Here is a 17,728-nt window from a genome sequence, read left to right on the forward strand (position 1 = left end):
ATGTCATTTGTTAAAGATCTGCATACCGATGAAGAAATGGCGCCTGCCGTCGCTGTTCTTTTTTCAGCGGTCAACGAAAATATCGAGCGCCTGAAGTCGATCGTCTCCGGCGTCAGCCAAGAGGCGCTCGAGTATAAAGGCGAGTATGGCAGTGAAAACAGCATCGCGCAGCTGATCTATCATTTAATCAATGTGGACATTCGCTGGGTTTACAGGCTGAAAGAAGAAGAGTTTCCAAGAGAACTCGAAGAAAGCTACGGGCCGATGACGGATGAAGACGGACTTCTGCCTGAAGTGAAAGGGGTGCCTCTTTCCGTTTTAATCGAACTTTATGACAATGTGCTGGAGCTCTTGAAACATACCGTTAAAAAGCTTTCGGAAACCGACTTGCTGAAGAAGGTTCCGTATGAAGACGGTACTGCGACAATCCGCTGGGGGATTTGGCATATGTCAGACCATAACCGCTATCATCAGGCGCATATTCAGGCATTGCTCAAAGAATTCCGCAAACAGGATAGTTGATATTTTGCATAAAATTTGATATAATATTAGTTAACAAATTTCATATCGTTAAAGTTTTCTAGGGTTCCGCGCATTGGATGTGGTCTGGTCCGAGAGAAAACACATATGAAGTTCATATGCACACGGAGGGACAAAAGCCCGGGAGTATCGTTGCCATCGATAACCCGGGTTTTTTCTGTGGCTGAAAATGAATGGAGGGAATGCATATGAGATGGGGCAGTGTTGTACTCGCAGCCTTGTTTGAAATTTTTTGGGTGATGGGGCTGAAACACGCCGATTCAGCTATTGAATGGATCGGAACGGCGATTGCCGTCGCGGCCAGCTTCTATATATTGGTGAAAGCGGGCGAGAAGCTCCCGGTCGGCACCGTTTATGCCGTGTTTACCGGCCTCGGTACAGCGGGCACGGTTCTGTGCGAAATCATTTTGTTTCATGAACCGGCAGATATTGCCAAGCTTGTGCTGATTGGCGTTTTGCTGTCCGGTGTGATCGGACTGAAGCTTGTGACAAATGAGGAGAAAGGGGAGGCTTCATAATGGAATGGATCTATTTAATTGCCGCCGGATTGCTGGAAATGCTCGGTGTGACGATGATGAACCAATTTCATAAAGATAAGCGGCTGAAATGGATCTTTTTGCTGATGGCTGGGTTTGCCGCTTCATTTTTCTTGCTTTCCCTTGCCATGGAAGCTTTGCCGATGGGGACGGCCTATGCGGTATGGACCGGAATCGGCACCGTCGGCGGCGCGCTTATCGGCATTCTTTTTTACGAAGAACCAAAAGACGGAAAACGCATCTTTTTTATCGCGCTTATATTGGGATCTGCCGTCGGATTAAAGCTGCTGAGCTGAATGGAAGGTCTCCCGTCCGTCTTTGATAAAATAGGTGTACACAAATTGATTTTTCAATGAACTCAAGTATAATGAAGAGATAGTTTACGAATTACAAGCAAAGAGGGTTTTTACGAAATGAAAGCATATATGAAACAACAGTTAAAGCAATATCAGGACATCAATAATGAAAAGGCTCGACTGCTCGTCAGCTGTCCGGATCAGCCGGGAATTGTCGCAGCCGTTTCCGCGTTTTTATTTGAAAGTGGCGCGAACATTATTGAATCCAGCCAGTATACAACAGATCCTGAAGGAGGCCGGTTCTTTCTCAGAATCGAGTTCGAAGCTGCAGGAATTCGTGAAAAAATCGGACAGATGAAAGAAACATTCGCGTCTGTCGCGGAGTCTTTCCAAATGACGTGGAGCATCACACCTGCAAGTGAATTAAAACGGGTCGCCATCTTCGTTTCAAAAGAACTGCACTGTCTGCATGAGCTGTTGTGGGAATGGCAGAGCGGCAATTTGATGGCGGAAATTGCTGCGGTTATCAGCAATCATGAAGACGCCAGAGAAATCGTTGAATCGCTGAACATCCCGTTTCTCTATTTGAAAGCAAACAAAGACATCCGCAAAGAAGTTGAAAAACAGCAGCTTGAGTGGCTTGAAGAATATCGCGTAGATGTCATCGTCCTTGCCCGCTATATGCAGATTTTAACGCCTGACTTTGTTGCGGCGCACCCGCACAAAATCATCAATATCCACCACTCGTTTCTGCCTGCATTTATCGGAGCCAACCCATATAAGCGCGCATACGAAAGAGGCGTCAAATTGATCGGGGCGACATCTCACTATGTAACAAATGAACTGGATGAAGGTCCGATTATCGAGCAGGACATTGAACGCGTTGACCACAGAGATCATGTGGAGGCGTTGAAAAACATCGGCCGGACGATTGAAAGAAGCGTTCTTGCAAGAGCGGTCAAATGGCATCTGGAAGACCGGATTATCGTGCATGAAAACAAGACCATCGTCTTCAATTAAAAATTGCTGCCGATCAAAGAAAAGTGCTTGACAGCGGTGTTTTTCCTAGGCATAATAATAAAAAATCAGCGAGCGTTGAAGAGGACCAGTAAGCAGATCTTTCTGTGAAAGAGAGTGAAATGGCATGCTGAAACATTTCACCACAAGAAACCTGCCGAACCTGCCTCAGAGTCTTAGGGGGAAAACCTAGGCGCATACCCTGCGTTACAGGGAAAGCGGAATGTGCTTTTTTTTGCGCATTCAATGAAGGTGGTACCGCGGAAAGCCCTTTTCGTCCTTTTCTATTTGACGAAAAGGGCTTTTTTTATTGGCTTCTGCCTGATCATCTCGGAGGGGAAAAACGTGAAAAAACAACGGATTGTCATTAAAATCGGAAGCAGTTCATTAACGGACTCAAAAGGCGGCATTGACGAGGCAAAAGTCAATGACCATGTCCGGGCGATTGCCGCTTTGAAAAAAGAAGGCCACGACGTGATTTTTATTTCTTCCGGCGCTGTCGCCGCCGGCTTTTTTCAGCTCGGCTATCCCGCAAGGCCGGTCACATTAAAAGGAAAACAGGCTGCGGCTGCCGTCGGACAAAGCCTTTTAATGCAGCAATATATTCAGCATTTTGCAGAACACGATTTAATACCTGCGCAAATCTTATTGACTAGAAATGACTTTGCCAAAAGAGAACGGTATCGAAATGCATATGCGACCGTCACGGAATTGATTGAAAGAGGACTTGTTCCCATTATTAATGAAAACGATTCGGTTTCTGTTGAAGAATTGACATTCGGTGATAATGATATGCTCTCCGCCTTAGTGAGCGGATTGATACATGCTGACAAATTAATCATTTTAACGGACATTAACGGCCTTTATGATGCGAATCCCGCTGAACATCCGGATGCCCGGCGCTTTGATTATATCGCTGAAATAACAGACGATCTTTTAAACTATGCGACTTCCATCGGCTCAAAAGTCGGAACGGGCGGAATGAAATCAAAGCTTTTAGCTTCAAAAACCGCTCTTTCGTTAGGCGTCAATGTTTTCATCGGTACAGGAGCGGGTGAAGACAAGCTGATACAGATATTAAAGGGGAACGGTGACGGAACATATATCGGCCAGTCTGACCTGTCTTCTGTCAATAATCACAGGCAGTGGATCGCCTTTCATTCGCCTGTTTCAGGAAAAATCATCGTTGATGAAGGAGCGGAACTGGCGATTACGGAGAACGGAAGCAGCCTGCTGCCGGCGGGAGTGACGGATGTACGCGGGGACTTTTCAAAGGATGCAGTCGTTGAAGTGTACGGTCCGAATGGATTGGCCGGGAAGGGCCAGACGCTTTATTCCGCTCGAGAGCTTCTCCAGGTGAAAGGAAAACGAAGTGATGAGTTTCATTATGAAAAAGGAATTGAAGTTATCCATCGAAACGACTGGATTAGCATAAAAGAATAAGGGGCTGAACAATAATGAGTGAAGTGATTGAAAAAGCAAAAAAGGCGAATGCCGCAAAAGAAGAGTTTGTTCACCAAACGACGGAAAATAAAAACGAGGCGCTTTCCTTGATTGCCGAAGCGCTTCGTTCCCATCAAGATGATATATTGGAGGAAAACCGCAAAGACATTGAAATGGGCAAAGAAAAGGGGTTTTCACCCGCGCTGTTGGACCGGCTTTCCTTAAGTCCTGAAAGGCTGAATGATATCGCAGATGCCATCACTCTTCTCATCAAGCTTAATGATCCCGTGGGAGACAGCCTTGAAACCATTCGCAAAGAAAACGGACTTTTGATCGAAAAAGTTCGTGTGCCGCTCGGTGTTGTCGGGATGATCTATGAGGCTCGTCCGAATGTAACGGTTGATGCTGCCACACTTTGTTTGAAAACGGGAAACGCTTGTGTGCTCCGCGGCAGTTCATCTGCGATCAACAGCAATAAAGCGCTCGTCCGCGTGATTCGTGCAGCGCTGGACAATTCGGTGCTGCCAAAGGATGCCGTCCAGCTGATCGAAGATACGAGCAAAGAAACGGCTAAACAGCTGTTTACTTTAAATGATGGTTTGGATGTGTTAATTCCAAGGGGCGGAAAAAACCTCATCAATATGGTTGTCCGGGAATCGACGGTTCCGGTGCTTGAGACAGGAGCGGGGAACTGCCATCTCTTTATTGATGAATCGGCACAGTCCGCTATGGCGCAGCAGGTTGTCATCAATGCGAAGACACAGCGGCCGTCAGTCTGCAACGCGATCGAAACGGTGCTCATTCATGAAAACTGGGCGGATCAGCATACGAAAGATCTCCTTCAAAAGCTTGAGGAGGCAGGCGTCAAAATCAAAGGAGACCAGACGGTTTGCGAGCTGCTTCCTTCAGCGGAGCCTGCTGAAGAGCTTGACTGGGAGACAGAGTTTTTAGCCCCTCTCATCAGCATTAAAACCGTCAAGAGTCTTGATGAAGCAATCCGCCATATCCACCGATACGGAACAAGGCATTCAGAAGCGATTCTGACCGAAAATGAGGAAAACGCCCGCTTTTTCTTAACATCTGTAGATGCGGCTGCGGTTTACCATAATGCTTCCACCCGGTTTACCGACGGGTTTGAATTTGGATACGGAGCCGAAATCGGCATCAGCACGCAAAAGCTTCACGCCAGAGGCCCGATGGGTCTTGAGGCGCTGACTTCCTCAAAATACATCATTAAAGGGAACGGACAAATTCGCAGTTGAAAAGCGGACATCCTGCCTATAGAAGGGCAGGATGTTTTTTTGTTGCAACATTTATTTATTTTGTATAAAATTTAATTGTGCACAATTAAAAATAAAGGAGAATGATCATGACTAAACCGCTTCTTACCGCTCAAGCAACCGCCAAAGGAGGCAGAGACGGACAAGTGACCTCTTCAGATCGCGTATTGGCATTGGAGCTTGCTATGCCAGGAACACCGAAAGCAAAAGAACAAGAAAAAACGACCAATCCTGAACAGCTGTTTGCGGCAGGATATGCGGCATGCTTTGACAGTGCGTTGCAATTGACCGCCAAAAAAGCACGCCTTCATATTGAAACAGAGGTAACGGCAAATGTGAGCCTTCTAAAAGATGAAGCTGACGGGGGATATGAGCTTGGCGTCGCACTTCAAGTGAAGGGCACAGATATTGAAAAAGCCGAATTGGAAAAACTCGTTCACAAAGCACACACAGTCTGCCCGTATTCAAAAGCAATTTCCGGTAATCTAGACGTGAGTCTTGAAGTCATTTCATAAAAAGAGGCGCCTTCATATCAATTGAAGGCGCCTTGATTTCTTTAAAGAACTGCGCAGTTCAGCTGTTTTCTTTCGTCAATGATGCAAGGAGAGAATGGAGCGAGTGTTTTAAATCTTTTAGCTCTTCATCCGTCAAGTCTGTCTGCTTCAGCATATCAGCGGGAATGCGGCTTGCTTTTTGTTGAAGCGACTTGCCGCTTGCTGAAAGCTTCACGACCACAGACCGTTCATCTTCAGGAGACCGCTCTCTTGTAAGCAGTCCGCCCTGTTCCATTCTTTTCAGCATCGGGGTCAGCGTTCCTGAATCGAGATAAAGGAGCTTCCCCATTTTTTTCACGCTCAATTCTCCGTGTTCCCATAATAAAAGAAGTGCTAGGTACTGGGGGTACGTAATATTCAATTCGTCAAGCAGCGGCTTGTACAGTTTCGTCATTTCGCGCGAGCTTGCATAAAGCAGAAAACACAGCTGCCGTTCAAGCTTCATATGTTCAAATTCATTTGCCATCAGTTCACCAACTCTTTTTTTGTTCTTTTTTATTGTATAAGATTTTTTCCCCTTTTCCTATTCTTTGCACAAAAACAATGGGCAAGGGTTTTCTTAAAATGCATAAGCCGATGTTTAAAATGCTTATTTTGTGAAATATAAAGAATAAGGAAAAAACGTAAGGAGGAAAAAATGATGACTGCATTATTCACAGCGAAAGTAACGGCAAAAGGCGGAAGAAGCGGACATGTTAAATCAGATGACGGTGTGCTCGATCACAACATTGTCATGCCGAATGAAAAAACAGGGGGCGAATCGGGAACAAATCCTGAACAGCTGTTTGCCGCAGGATATGCGGCATGCTTCGGCGGAGCTTTGGAGCATGTCGCCAAAGAACAAGGGATCGAGATTGACTCTGAGGTGGAAGGACGCGTCAGTTTGTTGAAAGATGAAAATGACGGCGGCTTTAAGCTTGGCGTTCAGCTGCTCGTCTCCACAGGCGGGCTTGAAAAAGAAAAGGCGCTGGAACTTGTCAAGGCCGCGCATGATTTTTGCCCATATTCCAAAGCGACGAGAGGAAATATAGATGTCGATCTTGAAGTAAAATAAACCCGAGCTTAATTCCGAGAAAGCAAACAAAAGCTTGTTTGCTTTCTTTTTTAAAACGAGACAGCAAAAAACAAAGCCCTGAAAGGAGCAGCATATGAAACATTTCAAAACAGCGATCGTGCTCTGCGGTCTGGCTGTGTTCTCGATGATCACAGCCTGTGGAAGCGGTGCACAGGAGGATGGCGGGAATCAAAAAACAGCAGAAACAGCGGATCGCAAAAAAGTTGATTTGAGAAAATACTCTCTTGATCAAGACAGCCGTACAGAAGACGATTTTGATCTTATAGGAAAGCTTATTCATGCTGAAGATGACCAAATGACACTCAAGATCAAAGATCGGGAATTGATTATTCCAAAAAGCAAGCATTTTAAAAGTGAAGAAGATCACGATGATTTAATAGGGAAGCTTATTCAAGTAGAAGTGGACGGAAAGACGCAGGAAGCGGAAGAGGCAGAGCTGATGCCCCAGGCGAAAGCTGACGAAAACGGCGTCTATGAGCGGGAGGCTGACGGCGGCCAAAAGGTCATCGGAACGCTTGTCAGTGAGTCTGATCATGATGTAACGATCCAAACCGAAGCGGGGGATAAAACGTATCAGAAAGCATCCGGTTATGAAAGAGATATAGCCGAGGCGCCCGAAAAATTGAAAGGCAGAACCGTAAGGCTTGAGATCCAAAAGGATGGGAAAGTGGAAAGTCTGGATTTTGAAGCCGAAGATCAAAAACTTGATTGGTATAAAGAATGATCGGTATCGGAAACTTTGTAAATTGAAAGGAGCTTCCCGAAAAAAGGAAGCTCCTTTATCAATACTCTATTTTATTATCCGTGTTTTCCCACGTGAGGAAAGGCTCCAGTTTATCCTGAAGCTCCATTTTATAAAAAGGAATGTTTCGTTCGCTTCGTTTTTTCATGATTTCTTCATAAATAAAAGTATCGTCAAAGCCTGCTGATGCTGCATCAGAATGCTTTGCGGCAAAATATACTTCTTTCGGCCTCGCCCAGTATATCGCCCCTAAACACATCGGACAAGGTTCACAGCTTGTATACAAAATGCAGTCGTCAAGCTGGTAATCGCCAAGTGCTTCACAGGCAAGCCGAATGGCTGTCACTTCTGCATGTGCAGTTGGATCATTGCTGGTTGTCACATTGTTTTTTCCTTCGGCAATGATTTTGCCGTCCTTGACAATCACAGCGCCAAAAGGCCCCCCTGTTCCTGATTTCACGCTTTCAACTGCAAGGTCGATTGCGCGCTGTAAGAATGTTTCGTGATTCATGTCTGTATCCTCCTTGGTTGTCTTGCCTTTTTATTATAGCTGATGGTTCCCGTAAAACAAACATTGTTCAGAATATTCTTTATATTTGATCCGAAGACGTTGATCGAATACAATAAATGCTAGAATCATAAGGACGGGAGAGGATTGTTTGCTTACCTTGTACATTGCAAGACACGGCCAGACGGAGTGGAATATTGAAAAGAGAATGCAAGGCTGGGAGAATTCCGATCTAACAGCGCTCGGTTTAGCAAATGCGAAGGCGCTCGGCGAAAAGCTGAAAGATGTTCAATTTCAAGCGGCTTATGTCAGCACAAGCGGGCGCGCCGTTGATTCTGCCCGGGCGATTCTAAAGGGCCGCTCCATTTCCTTCGTTCAAGACGATATCTTTAAAGAAATCGGCCTAGGCTCTTGGGAAGGAAAAACATATGACGAAATCAAACAACATGATCCTGCCATGCTGGAAGCCTATTTTCAAACGCCTGAACAGTACATGCCGAATGGAGGGGAGAGTTTTCAGGACTTTGAAAGGCGGGTCAGACAAGCGCTTACCCTCATTCTCCAGAAGCACAAGGAAGGGAATGTTCTCCTTGTCAGCCATTCTGTTTTTATCTTGATGCTCTTGAATATTGTTAAGAAGCGGCCGATTCGTGAATTATGGAACTCAAGCTATGTCCATGATACAGCGCTTGCAGTTGTCAGCATATCTGAAGAAGGAAGTGCAGTCATTTTAAAAGAAGGAGACGGGGAGCATCGAATCAAACAGACGAATGTCATTTGGTAGTGCTGTACTTGCTCCTGTGGATGGATAAAGACATAAAGCCTGACCCCAGGGTCAGGCTTTTATTATGTATGGGGATGATTGACGCCATTCTGCTCCTGTTTTGCTTTTTCGCTGAAGCTTGCCAGGATGGCGGCGGCGTTTTTTTGGTTTTCGTGAAGACATACGGTTTTTAGATCGGACAGGGCCGTTACGGCAGCTTTTTTGGCAAACGTGAAAGCCGTATAGGAGAGAGGGCCTTTTGCAACCTGCTGATAAGCCAAAAGGCAAAGGTTCCCCGCGATGTTGCGGCTTAACAGGCGCCGTACAGACCACAGCCGCTCTTTTCCATGATCATCAAACTGGATATATAAGGCCGTCCTGTTTCCCGTGAACAGGCCTGACAGCCCGTTTTCTTTCAATTGTTTCATTAAAATCAGCGGTTCAGACAAAAGCGACGCCGTCATTTTGAAGCCGTCAGCGGAGCTTTTGGAAGCCGCCAAAAACGACATGATGGGCGGGTAGCCGGCAAGGTGCCCTCCATTCTGAAAAAGCCGGTCGGCAAGCATTTGATCTGTTTTTTTCATATGGGTTTCAGTATAGCGGAGCAAATGCTCCAGGTCATCAAGCGTATGCAAAAATCCTTTCAGTTCATATTCCATTTCGGTTTGAGCCTGATCGATATCACTTGTTTTCGCTGCTTTCACACTTGAGAGCAGGACATGAAGGTGACGATGCAAAAGATGCATCAGATCACTGATTTTCTGATGAGAATGGCGAAATTGGCGGGTGAGAGCATGTAAATCATTTACATTCAGTCGAATGCTCATATCAGCTTCTCGGCTTCCAGCTGAAGCCGTTCGATCTCCTCGGCGGCTTGCTGTTTAATGATTCTCAGCTTGTCATACACACGAGATTCCGCGCGGTCAAGATCATCCAAAAGTGCATCATACATTTTCCGTGCCTGCCCCCGCCAGCCATTGATATACATTTGATGAGCTTTGAGAATGCAGGAGCTTTCCTGTCTCAGCTCAGCTATGGCAGAATTCAAATCTCTCACATAATGTTGAAGAGAATGAATGTCTTCTTGGTATGCTTTTCTTCTTAATTCCCGTTCTTGGGCATTTCCATCGTCAATCACTACATATTTTCCTTCCCTTCCATCATCTACTATGAATATGTTAAAAGAAAAGAATCCGGAAGAAAATCGTACGAATGAATCAAAAGTCTTAATGTTTTTTCGCTGAACAGACTTTGGATAATGGTTCTTTTGATCTAAACAGGGCGGCAGGCAAGAAAAAGAACCATCCGTTCATTCGGATGGTTCCCTCCTGAATTTTTTGTGAAATTAAACAGTCTGAGCCAGTTTATCCCTTGCTTGTTTAGCGGCTTCGACCATGTTTTTCAATGCGGCGATCGTTTCTTCAGGCTGTCTCGTTTTTAATCCGCAATCAGGATTGACCCAAAAACGGTCAGCCGGGCAAACTTTCAGCGCATCCTCAATGATTGTCAGCATTTCTTCTGTAGGAGGGACGCGCGGACTGTGAATATCATAAACGCCGAGCCCGAGCCCTTTTAAATAAGGATGCTGTTCAAGATAATCAAGGAATCCGCCGTGGCTTCTGCTGTGTTCGATCGTAATGACGTCTGCGTCCAAGTCTTCAATTGTATCCACGATATCTTCAAAGTTGCTGTAGCACATATGTGTGTGAATCTGCGTTGTGTCTTGAACAGATGAAGTGGACAGTCTGAAAGCTTCGGCAGCCCATGTGAGATACTCATTCCAATCCCGTTCTTTCAGCGGAAGACCTTCCCTTAATGCAGGCTCATCGACTTGGATGATTTGGATTCCGGCTTTTTCAAGCGCTTCGACCTCTTTGCGAAGGGCATGCGCGATTTGGAAGGCGATTTCTTTTCTCGGCAGATCATAGCGGGCAAATGACCAGTTTAAAATCGTCACAGGTCCTGTCAGCATGCCCTTTACTTTTTTAGAAGTCAATGACTGCGCATAAACCGTTTCTTTTACCGTCATCGGCTCTTTAAATTCAACATCCCCATAAATCACAGGCGGACGGACGCAGCGGGAGCCGTAAGACTGAACCCAGGCGTATTTGGTAAAAGCGAATCCTCCAAGCTTTTCACCGAAATATTCAACCATGTCAGTCCGTTCGAATTCTCCGTGCACAAGGACATCAAGCCCGATGTCTTCCTGAATGTCAATCCATCTTTTTGTTTCCTCTTTAATAAACGACCCGTATTGTTCGTCTGACCATTCTTGTTTCCGCCACTTTTGCCGGGCGCTTCGCACTTCAGCAGTTTGCGGGAAGCTTCCGATCGTCGTTGTCGGCAGAACAGGAAGGCCGAGAGATTCATTTTGAATCCGCAGTCTTTCTTCAAATGCCGTCGGACGGGCAAAGTCTTCCTCAGTCAGTTTGTCTCGTTCCTCGGCAAAAGCTGTATTGGTTGCGGCGCCGTATCGTTTTAGAGCTTGAAGGTGTTCGTTTGCATCATTGATCTGGCTTTGTACGGCCGCTTTCCCGGAAACTAAGCCTTCCTTCAGAAGCGTAAGTTCTGAAAGCTTTTCCTTAGCGAAGGATAAACCGTTGATCAAATCATCGGCAAGCTGTTCTTCAGGGTGTTTTGCTACCGGGACATGGAGCAGGCTGTTTGAAGGCTGAATCCAGATTTCGCTGGCCCCGAGTCCGCTTATCAGCTCTGCCGTCCAATCAAGACGCTCTTCAAGATTGGCTTTCCAAATGTTTCGTCCGTCTAAAATGCCCGCGGCAAGCACTTTATCTTTCGGGAAGCCGTGCGCTTTCAGGTGCTCGAGGTTTTTGCCTTTGTCATGAACGAAATCAAGTCCGATTCCTTCAACAGGAAACGAAATCAGTTCTTTATAGGCATCGACTGAATCAAAGTATGTTTGCAGAAGTACATTCAGCCCTGACACGTTATCTTTAATCTTCTCATAGATTTCTTTTGCAGCGGCTGCTTCAGCAGGTGAAGCCGTGACAAGAGCGGGTTCGTCAATTTGCACCCATTTGACGCCTTCCTGTTCAAGCTCTTTTAGAAGTTGGGTGTAAAGCGGGATCATTTGCTGATAAATGTCTTTGATGTCTTGTGTCTCGTAGCCTTTTGCCAGCGCTACAAAAGTGTAGAGCCCAAGAATGACGGGCTTCGTTTCCACGCCCAATGCCGTTTTTGCTTTCTTATAATCTTCAAGCGGTTTGTTTTTTGTTAAGCGGTATTGTGCATTTTTTTCGTATTCAGGCACGATGTAGTGATAGTTTGTGTTGAACCATTTCGTCATTTCGCACGATACAGCTTCTTTTGTTCCTCTTGCCATTGCAAAATAAGTATCCAACGGGTCGTTTAAATCCTTGAATCTTTCAGGAATCCAGTTGAACATAATCGCCGTGTCAAGAACATGGTCATAGAACGTAAAGTCTGAAACCGGTATGATATCGATTTGCTGATCAAGCTGAGTTTTGAGCGCTGCAAAAAATTGTTCGTCGATTTCTTTCAGAAAGGTCTCGCGATCTGTTTTTCCTTTCCAATAAGCCTCAAGCGATTTTTTCCATTCCCTGTTCAAGCCGATTCTTGGAAATCCCAAGCTGCTTGTTTTCACATTTGTCATTCAGGTATCCTCCTTTTAATGTTCAATAAAAAAAGACACTCACTCTCCGGACAGATTGAAGGTGAATGCCTAATACAGCATTTTTGCGAACGAGAAATAAACGTAGCCTATTGTTACGTCAACTCGAACACCTCCTATCGACCGTAGGTATATGGTGCATCAGAACAGGCAGTTCTCCTGGCTCGTGGATCAACAGTTATTTCACCCTTCCCATATAGAAACAGTGGGTTTTTTGAAATAACCTACTCATTTACAGTGGCGGGACCGCGTTGGATTTTCACCAATCTTCCCTTTTAAAATCTAACCTCGCATTAGATTACCGTGTTCCTAGTGTTGAAATTGTTTAGTAGATTATATACCCTCATGTTCTTTTAGTCAAAATAATTTTTGAATTCTTACTATTAAAAAGATTCTTCATTATCGCCCGGGAATTATCCGACATCATGAAAAAGCCGCCGACCAATGTCGGCGGCTCGGTTGTTAAAGGGAAAGAAGTTTTGTTTCGCCAGCCTTTTCAGCTAAAATCTCAGGAGCTGTCAAATATAAAAATCCGTTTCCGATCAGCGCCTTTGAATAATCGAGAGGAAGAGTCCTGCGGATCAGCTGAGCGTATAGTTCCGGCTCTGTCAGTTTCCGTTTAAATGCGTCCTCTTCCATTGATTTTATAAGAGCAAGCGCGCCGCTGGCATGAGGAGTGGCCATCGACGTTCCGGTTAACTTCCCGTATTGCTGACCAGGCAATGTTGATAAGATTTCTTCGCCTGGTGCGACGAGATCTATTTCCTTATTAGCATTTGAAAATTCAGACGATTCTCGCGTCAGCGATACAGAGCCGACAGCAATCACTTCATTGTACGCGGCCGGATATGAATATTCCTCTGTACGGTCATTTCCGTCGCCTTCATTTCCGGCTGCACAGACGACGAGAACACCGCTATTGACGGCATTTGCCACAGCTTCTTTCAATTCGGGAACATCGGCCGGTCCGCCAAGCGACATTGAAATAATGTCCGCTTTTTGTTCAACGGCATAATTGATGCCGTTGATAATCCATTCATATGCACCGCTTCCGTCTTCTCCGCCTAGCACCTTAACGATTAAAAGGTTTGCCTCAGGGGCAACACCGGAAATCCCGCCGTTTTTGTCATTGGCAGCAATCGTACCCGCAACATGGGTGCCATGTCCATTATAATCATTAAACTGATCTTCTTTTCCGTTGTCATCGTCAGTGAAGTTTTTGCCTCCGATAATTCTATCCGCTAAATCAGGATGGGTTGCGTCACAGCCTGTATCAAGCACTGCGACAGTGACATCTTTTCCTTTAAAACCTTGTGACCACAGCTCCGGTGCCTTAATCGCATCGATTCCTTCCGGCAGTTCATTCACGTCCATCAGCTTCGCGTCAGTGACATAAGGAATTAATCGCATTTGCATTTCAAAGCCCTCCCTGTTTTGTGTTGCTTTAGATGGGTTACAAGGTGCGTGATTATATTTTAAAACATTTATTTTGCTAAAAAAAGGTTCATTTGTATGAATTTTATGAAAAATCTAAAAATAGAGAATAGGTGAGGAAAGTCGAATAATAGGAAATGATGCTGTTATTGTAAGCAATAAGACCTGAGCCGAATGGTAAAAGAGATGAAAGAATAACTAGATCCATGAGAGTTGATTTCCTCATATTATCGGGAGCAAAAGGCCATCCTATTGAAAAAAGGAGGTGGCTGATGATGAAAGAAAAAGAAGAACACCAAAGGCAAGAGCTTTCAATCGAACAAGCCCAATATGTACCCCATCCGAAATTTGACGAAGAATATGCGCTTTTGCTGCATGAAAACTATCATTTGCTGTCAGAGGAAGACATTCCAAAGCTAAGCGAAGAATAGCGGGAAAATGCTGCACTTGACGAAGAACCGGTTTATTTTTGACGAAAAAGGGAATTAACGTGACCAAGAACGTATTAAAGTTGTTTTTTTTATTGACAGTCACCCTTTTTTTCTGTAATCTCATTGTGTCCGGTAAATACAGCTCTTCGTTAGGTGAGGCTCCTGTATGGAGATATGCTGCTGCCCAAAAATGTCCAAAGACGCCAATGGGTCAACAAGAACCATCGACATAAGGTGGTTTTTAACGCAGCTGGCATGCTGCCTATGCCATACAGTGCTAAAGCTCTACGATTGAAGGCGTTAGGGTTTTATTTTTGTATGGCTTTTAACACCTTCATTTAATGAAATAGGTGTTTTTTTATTTTTTAAGGAAAGTCAATCTTTCCGGATCATACAAGGAGGTGTGAGTATGGATTCTCCCCATTCGAGGCGGTTTAAACATACGAGAAACATTATTTGGCACAAAACACTGATTCACGGTGAGGAGATCCATACATATCACCCCTTTTGCTATGGTGGTATAGGGATCTCCTAAAAAGGAGGTACAGATTGCCATGGTACAAAACATGACATATGATGAACTGATTTTACGAATTATTATTTTGCTTAGAGATGGAAAACGAAAAGAGTTTCAAAGCGTTTTAGAAGAACTGCAGCCGTATGATATGGCGATTTTGTTCAAGGAAATGCCTGAAAAACACCGCGGACGGTATCTGTCTTTTTTAACAGTTGAAGACATCACCGATTTAATGGGTGAGCTTGATAAAGAGGAGCAGCTGTCCGTTTTAAACAAAGTCGGCAAAGAAAAAGCGATCCATGTGATGAACAAGATGGACAATGACGATCTTGCCGCCCTCTTAGAGGAGATGGATCCGAAGCTCAAAGATCAGCTTCTTTCAAGCATGGAAGCGGAAGAATCAGAAGCGGTCCGCGTGCTGATGAATTATCCGCCGGAAACGGCGGGAAGAATCATGACAAACCGCTATGTGTGGATTCCGCAACATTATACGGTCAAAGAAGCCGTTGTAAAGCTGAAAAGCTTCGCCGAAATCGCCGAATCGATCAACTATTTGTACGTCATCAATGAGAACAAACAGCTCGTCGGCGTTTTATCCTACCGCGATTTGATTTTAGCTGAACCTGATGAAAAGGTTCAGGATCTCATGTTTACGAGAGTCATTTCGGCAGAGGCGCTCCAAGATCAGGAAGAGGTCGCAAGGCTTATTGAACGATATGATTTTCTGGCAATTCCCGTGGTGGAAAAAAACCACGAGCTTGTCGGAATCGTAACGGTGGATGACATCATCGACATCGTTATCCAAGAAGCGAATGAAGACTATGAAAAATTCGCAGCTTCAGGTAAAGCGATCACGTTTGATACAAAATCATTTGTCGCCGCATACCGGCGCCTGCCTTGGCTGATATTGCTTCTGTTTATCGGTTTGATCTCCGGAAGCATCATGAGCTATTTTGAAGACACGCTGCAGCGGGTCGTCGCGCTTGCCTTCTTTATGCCGATGATCGCCGGGATGACAGGGAATACAGGAACCCAGTCTTTAGCCGTTGTCATCAGAGGCCTTTCAAAAGAAGAACTGAACAAAAAAACGATTTTTCGTCTGATTTTCCGCGAGCTGAGAGCCGGCATCATTATCGGTCTGGTGTGTGCGGTGGTGATTACAGGAATCGCGGTTGTCTGGCAGGGGAATTTGCTGCTAGGATTTGTGGTAGGAACTTCGCTTTTTGCCACGCTGATCATCGGAACGATGGCCGGCACGGTCGTCCCGATTATTCTCCACAAATGCAATGTCGACCCTGCGATCGCTTCAGGACCGCTGATCACAACCTTAAATGACATCCTGTCTCTTTTGATCTACTTCGGTATTGCAACTGCTTTTATTCATGCATTATAAAACAGCCGCCCTCCTCATAAAGGAGGGTTTTTGCTTGCCAGCCGCCCTGAAAGTTTATATATTTTAGGCAGAGATCAGGGAGGTTGAGGCATGCAAAGGATAGCAGCGATTGTGATATGTTTGGCTTTTACGGTGATCACCGGGTGCCAGAATGAGGATGAGGGGAAAGACCGGCGGCTGGCCGCCGTTGAAAACATGCTGGAGGCCATATTGAAGGAAGACCTGTCTGAAATGAAGCGGTTGTACGTTGAGGGAGCCGTTCCTTCTCCGGAAACGATCCTTAAAGAAAAGCAAAAATGGGGGATTTCCGGACTTAACGCCGATGATTTTCAAATATCTGAAGCAAGCATCCACGTTTTTCATGCCGCTTACAAGATGGAAAACAGCGGAGAGTCCGGAAGGGTCGCGTTTCGGATTCGCGATGATCCCGACAAAGGCATCATGATTGATTTTATCGGACAAATCAGCAGTAAATCATGAGGCGAATCATTCGGCGGGAATGATTCGTTTTTTAGCGGTTTCTGTATTTAAAGTGAGCGTTAAGCTGCCCTTCGAGCATTTTTTTCCTCAGCTGCTGATCGTTTTTTTTGCTTTGTTCTTTTTTGCGCATGTCCTTGAGAATTTCTGCCGTTTGAACGCCGTCTTCGCGCTTGTTTGCAATATCCATCAGCCGTTCTACATCGGCAAAGGAGTACTTTCGCGTGCCTCTTGAAGAGCGCTGCGGATAGATCAGCTTCCGTTCTTCATAGTAGCGGATCTGCCTGACTGATAAGCCTGTGAGCTCGCTGACGATGCCAATTGATATCACCTTTTTATCTTTATAAGAAAGGTCTTCGACTGTCATTTTCCCACCCCTAAGATGACTTTTTTTGTATTATATAAGAAAATGCGAGAAAAAACCTGGCGATTGTAAGAAAATCTAACATGAATTAAATATTTTTTAAAAAAATACGGAAGAAAAGTTTACAGAAAAGGTGCAGCGGGAAGATATGTCTTGTATGCTGTGGTAACAGAGCAGATTAGGAGGAATTTATGATGAAGGAACACCAAGCTGTCTCACTCGCAAAAGAAATCGTGGCGTTAGACAATAAAAGGGATGAACTGTTCGAGACATTAATGAAGCTTGCCGGAAAGGATGCATTTCCGCTCCTGCGGGCGGTGCAGAACGGCTTTTATCAGAAATCCTCTTAAATCAGGAAAGGGGAGCGAAAAGAAGTGCAATTTTTACATGACCTTTATTTTCAGTTAACAAAAAAGTCGTATTCTTGAATAACAGGATACACAAAGGAAGGGAGAAGCTATGAGCAAATTATTAAAAAACGCATTGGAAAAAGAGAGAAATCACTATTCGAAAAAACTGATTTCCCTTGGCGTCTATCATCAGGAACATTTACAGAGGATGACGATTACAGAGCTCAGAAACGAATATTTTTATTTTTTTCAAAAACATAAAGCCCGCCCGTTTTCAAAATAAGCCATTTTGAAAAATGCGGGCTTCTTTTTCATATCTTAAAAAAAATAAGCAGGAGTTTTCTTTCGTATAACGA

Annotated in this window: 22 protein-coding genes, 3 riboswitches and 1 other annotated feature; of the genes, 15 read left to right on the plus strand and 7 right to left on the minus strand. The window is 44.8% G+C overall.

Annotated elements, in window-relative coordinates; all coding sequences use genetic code 11:
• From BTA30_RS16200 to BTA30_RS16230, 7 genes are all read left to right on the plus strand, one after another.
• On the plus strand, window positions 1–522 hold the full coding sequence (locus tag BTA30_RS16200) for a DinB family protein (protein WP_076762339.1): 522 nt from the start codon (window positions 1–3) through the stop codon (window positions 520–522).
• A gap of 47 nt (window positions 523–569) precedes the next feature.
• Window positions 570–669, plus strand: a riboswitch (guanidine-I (ykkC/yxkD leader).
• A 59-nt stretch (window positions 670–728) separates the two neighbouring features.
• Window positions 729–1,058, plus strand: coding sequence for a DMT family transporter (locus BTA30_RS16205; protein WP_076762340.1), 330 nt, complete (start codon window positions 729–731; stop codon window positions 1,056–1,058).
• Complete coding sequence (locus BTA30_RS16210; protein WP_076762341.1) at window positions 1,058–1,372, plus strand: DMT family transporter; 315 nt, start codon at window positions 1,058–1,060, stop codon at window positions 1,370–1,372. Before BTA30_RS16205 ends, BTA30_RS16210 begins: the two co-directional genes overlap by 1 nt.
• A gap of 117 nt (window positions 1,373–1,489) precedes the next feature.
• Entirely contained in the window at window positions 1,490–2,392 is a 903-nt protein-coding gene (purU, locus tag BTA30_RS16215) for a formyltetrahydrofolate deformylase (RefSeq protein ID WP_076762342.1), read from the plus strand.
• Window positions 2,393–2,458: 66 nt separating this feature from the next.
• Window positions 2,459–2,674: a binding site (T-box leader), on the plus strand.
• Window positions 2,675–2,734: 60 nt separating this feature from the next.
• On the plus strand, window positions 2,735–3,832 hold the full coding sequence (proB, locus tag BTA30_RS16220; protein WP_076762372.1) for a glutamate 5-kinase: 1,098 nt from the start codon (window positions 2,735–2,737) through the stop codon (window positions 3,830–3,832).
• A gap of 14 nt (window positions 3,833–3,846) precedes the next feature.
• Complete coding sequence (locus BTA30_RS16225) at window positions 3,847–5,094, plus strand: glutamate-5-semialdehyde dehydrogenase (RefSeq protein WP_076762343.1); 1,248 nt, start codon at window positions 3,847–3,849, stop codon at window positions 5,092–5,094.
• A 107-nt stretch (window positions 5,095–5,201) separates the two neighbouring features.
• Window positions 5,202–5,627 carry an organic hydroperoxide resistance protein gene (locus BTA30_RS16230; protein ID WP_076762344.1) on the plus strand — a complete coding sequence of 142 codons (426 nt, stop codon included), beginning with the start codon at window positions 5,202–5,204 and terminating at the stop codon, window positions 5,625–5,627.
• Between the two features lie 58 nt (window positions 5,628–5,685).
• On the opposite strand, the gene BTA30_RS16235 is transcribed toward BTA30_RS16230, so the two are convergent.
• Entirely contained in the window at window positions 5,686–6,132 is a 447-nt protein-coding gene (locus BTA30_RS16235) for a MarR family winged helix-turn-helix transcriptional regulator (protein WP_076762345.1), read from the minus strand.
• 174 nt (window positions 6,133–6,306) lie between these two features.
• Here BTA30_RS16235 and ohrB point away from each other — a divergent pair, with 174 nt between their 5' ends.
• Together ohrB and BTA30_RS16245 are read left to right on the plus strand one after the other, a co-directional pair.
• Window positions 6,307–6,720 (plus strand): organic hydroperoxide resistance protein OhrB, encoded by a 414-nt coding sequence (ohrB, locus tag BTA30_RS16240; protein WP_076762346.1) that lies wholly within the window; start codon window positions 6,307–6,309, stop codon window positions 6,718–6,720.
• Between the two features lie 94 nt (window positions 6,721–6,814).
• Window positions 6,815–7,465, plus strand: coding sequence for a hypothetical protein (locus BTA30_RS16245; protein WP_076762347.1), 651 nt, complete (start codon window positions 6,815–6,817; stop codon window positions 7,463–7,465).
• A 58-nt stretch (window positions 7,466–7,523) separates the two neighbouring features.
• On the opposite strand, the gene guaD is transcribed toward BTA30_RS16245, so the two are convergent.
• Window positions 7,524–7,994 carry a guanine deaminase gene (guaD, locus tag BTA30_RS16250; protein ID WP_076762348.1) on the minus strand — a complete coding sequence of 157 codons (471 nt, stop codon included), beginning with the start codon at window positions 7,992–7,994 and terminating at the stop codon, window positions 7,524–7,526.
• A 148-nt stretch (window positions 7,995–8,142) separates the two neighbouring features.
• On the opposite strand from guaD, the gene BTA30_RS16255 reads away from it, so the two are divergent.
• Window positions 8,143–8,775: a histidine phosphatase family protein gene (locus BTA30_RS16255; RefSeq protein WP_076762349.1), complete on the plus strand. Its 633-nt coding sequence runs from the start codon at window positions 8,143–8,145 to the stop codon at window positions 8,773–8,775.
• Window positions 8,776–8,837: 62 nt separating this feature from the next.
• On the opposite strand, the gene BTA30_RS16260 is transcribed toward BTA30_RS16255, so the two are convergent.
• From BTA30_RS16260 to BTA30_RS16275, 4 genes are all read right to left on the minus strand, one after another.
• Window positions 8,838–9,581: a hypothetical protein gene (locus BTA30_RS16260; RefSeq protein WP_076762350.1), complete on the minus strand. Its 744-nt coding sequence runs from the start codon at window positions 9,579–9,581 to the stop codon at window positions 8,838–8,840.
• Entirely contained in the window at window positions 9,578–9,892 is a 315-nt protein-coding gene (locus tag BTA30_RS16265) for a DUF5082 domain-containing protein (RefSeq protein ID WP_076762351.1), read from the minus strand. The genes BTA30_RS16260 and BTA30_RS16265 overlap by 4 nt, the downstream gene beginning before the upstream one ends.
• A 207-nt stretch (window positions 9,893–10,099) precedes the next feature.
• Entirely contained in the window at window positions 10,100–12,388 is a 2,289-nt protein-coding gene (metE, locus tag BTA30_RS16270) for a 5-methyltetrahydropteroyltriglutamate--homocysteine S-methyltransferase (RefSeq protein ID WP_076762352.1), read from the minus strand.
• A gap of 150 nt (window positions 12,389–12,538) precedes the next feature.
• A riboswitch (cobalamin riboswitch) is annotated at window positions 12,539–12,728 on the minus strand.
• A gap of 140 nt (window positions 12,729–12,868) precedes the next feature.
• Complete coding sequence (locus BTA30_RS16275) at window positions 12,869–13,822, minus strand: S8 family peptidase (RefSeq protein WP_076762353.1); 954 nt, start codon at window positions 13,820–13,822, stop codon at window positions 12,869–12,871.
• Window positions 13,823–14,112: 290 nt separating this feature from the next.
• Here BTA30_RS16275 and BTA30_RS23080 point away from each other — a divergent pair, with 290 nt between their 5' ends.
• The 3 genes from BTA30_RS23080 to BTA30_RS16285 all read left to right on the plus strand — a co-directional run bounded on the left by BTA30_RS23080 (window position 14,113) and on the right by BTA30_RS16285 (window position 16,661).
• Entirely contained in the window at window positions 14,113–14,271 is a 159-nt protein-coding gene (locus tag BTA30_RS23080; protein WP_239693555.1) for a transcriptional regulator SplA domain-containing protein, read from the plus strand.
• A 138-nt stretch (window positions 14,272–14,409) separates the two neighbouring features.
• A riboswitch (M-box (ykoK) riboswitch) is annotated at window positions 14,410–14,574 on the plus strand.
• Window positions 14,575–14,825: 251 nt separating this feature from the next.
• Window positions 14,826–16,181, plus strand: a complete 1,356-nt coding sequence (mgtE, locus tag BTA30_RS16280; protein WP_076762354.1) for a magnesium transporter — start codon at window positions 14,826–14,828, stop codon at window positions 16,179–16,181.
• 90 nt (window positions 16,182–16,271) lie between these two features.
• On the plus strand, window positions 16,272–16,661 hold the full coding sequence (locus tag BTA30_RS16285) for a hypothetical protein (protein WP_076762355.1): 390 nt from the start codon (window positions 16,272–16,274) through the stop codon (window positions 16,659–16,661).
• Between the two features lie 31 nt (window positions 16,662–16,692).
• On the opposite strand, the gene BTA30_RS16290 is transcribed toward BTA30_RS16285, so the two are convergent.
• Window positions 16,693–17,025, minus strand: coding sequence for a MerR family transcriptional regulator (locus BTA30_RS16290; protein WP_076762356.1), 333 nt, complete (start codon window positions 17,023–17,025; stop codon window positions 16,693–16,695).
• 191 nt (window positions 17,026–17,216) lie between these two features.
• Between BTA30_RS16290 and BTA30_RS22795 the strand changes: the two genes are divergently transcribed.
• Both BTA30_RS22795 and fbpA read left to right on the plus strand, forming a co-directional pair.
• Window positions 17,217–17,372: a hypothetical protein gene (locus tag BTA30_RS22795; protein WP_094777347.1), complete on the plus strand. Its 156-nt coding sequence runs from the start codon at window positions 17,217–17,219 to the stop codon at window positions 17,370–17,372.
• Between the two features lie 109 nt (window positions 17,373–17,481).
• Entirely contained in the window at window positions 17,482–17,655 is a 174-nt protein-coding gene (fbpA, locus tag BTA30_RS16295; protein WP_076762357.1) for a Fur-regulated basic protein FbpA, read from the plus strand.
• Window positions 17,656–17,728 lie beyond the last annotated feature (73 nt).

This window comes from Bacillus swezeyi (genome assembly GCF_001969815.1).
GTDB lineage: Bacteria > Bacillota > Bacilli > Bacillales > Bacillaceae > Bacillus > Bacillus swezeyi.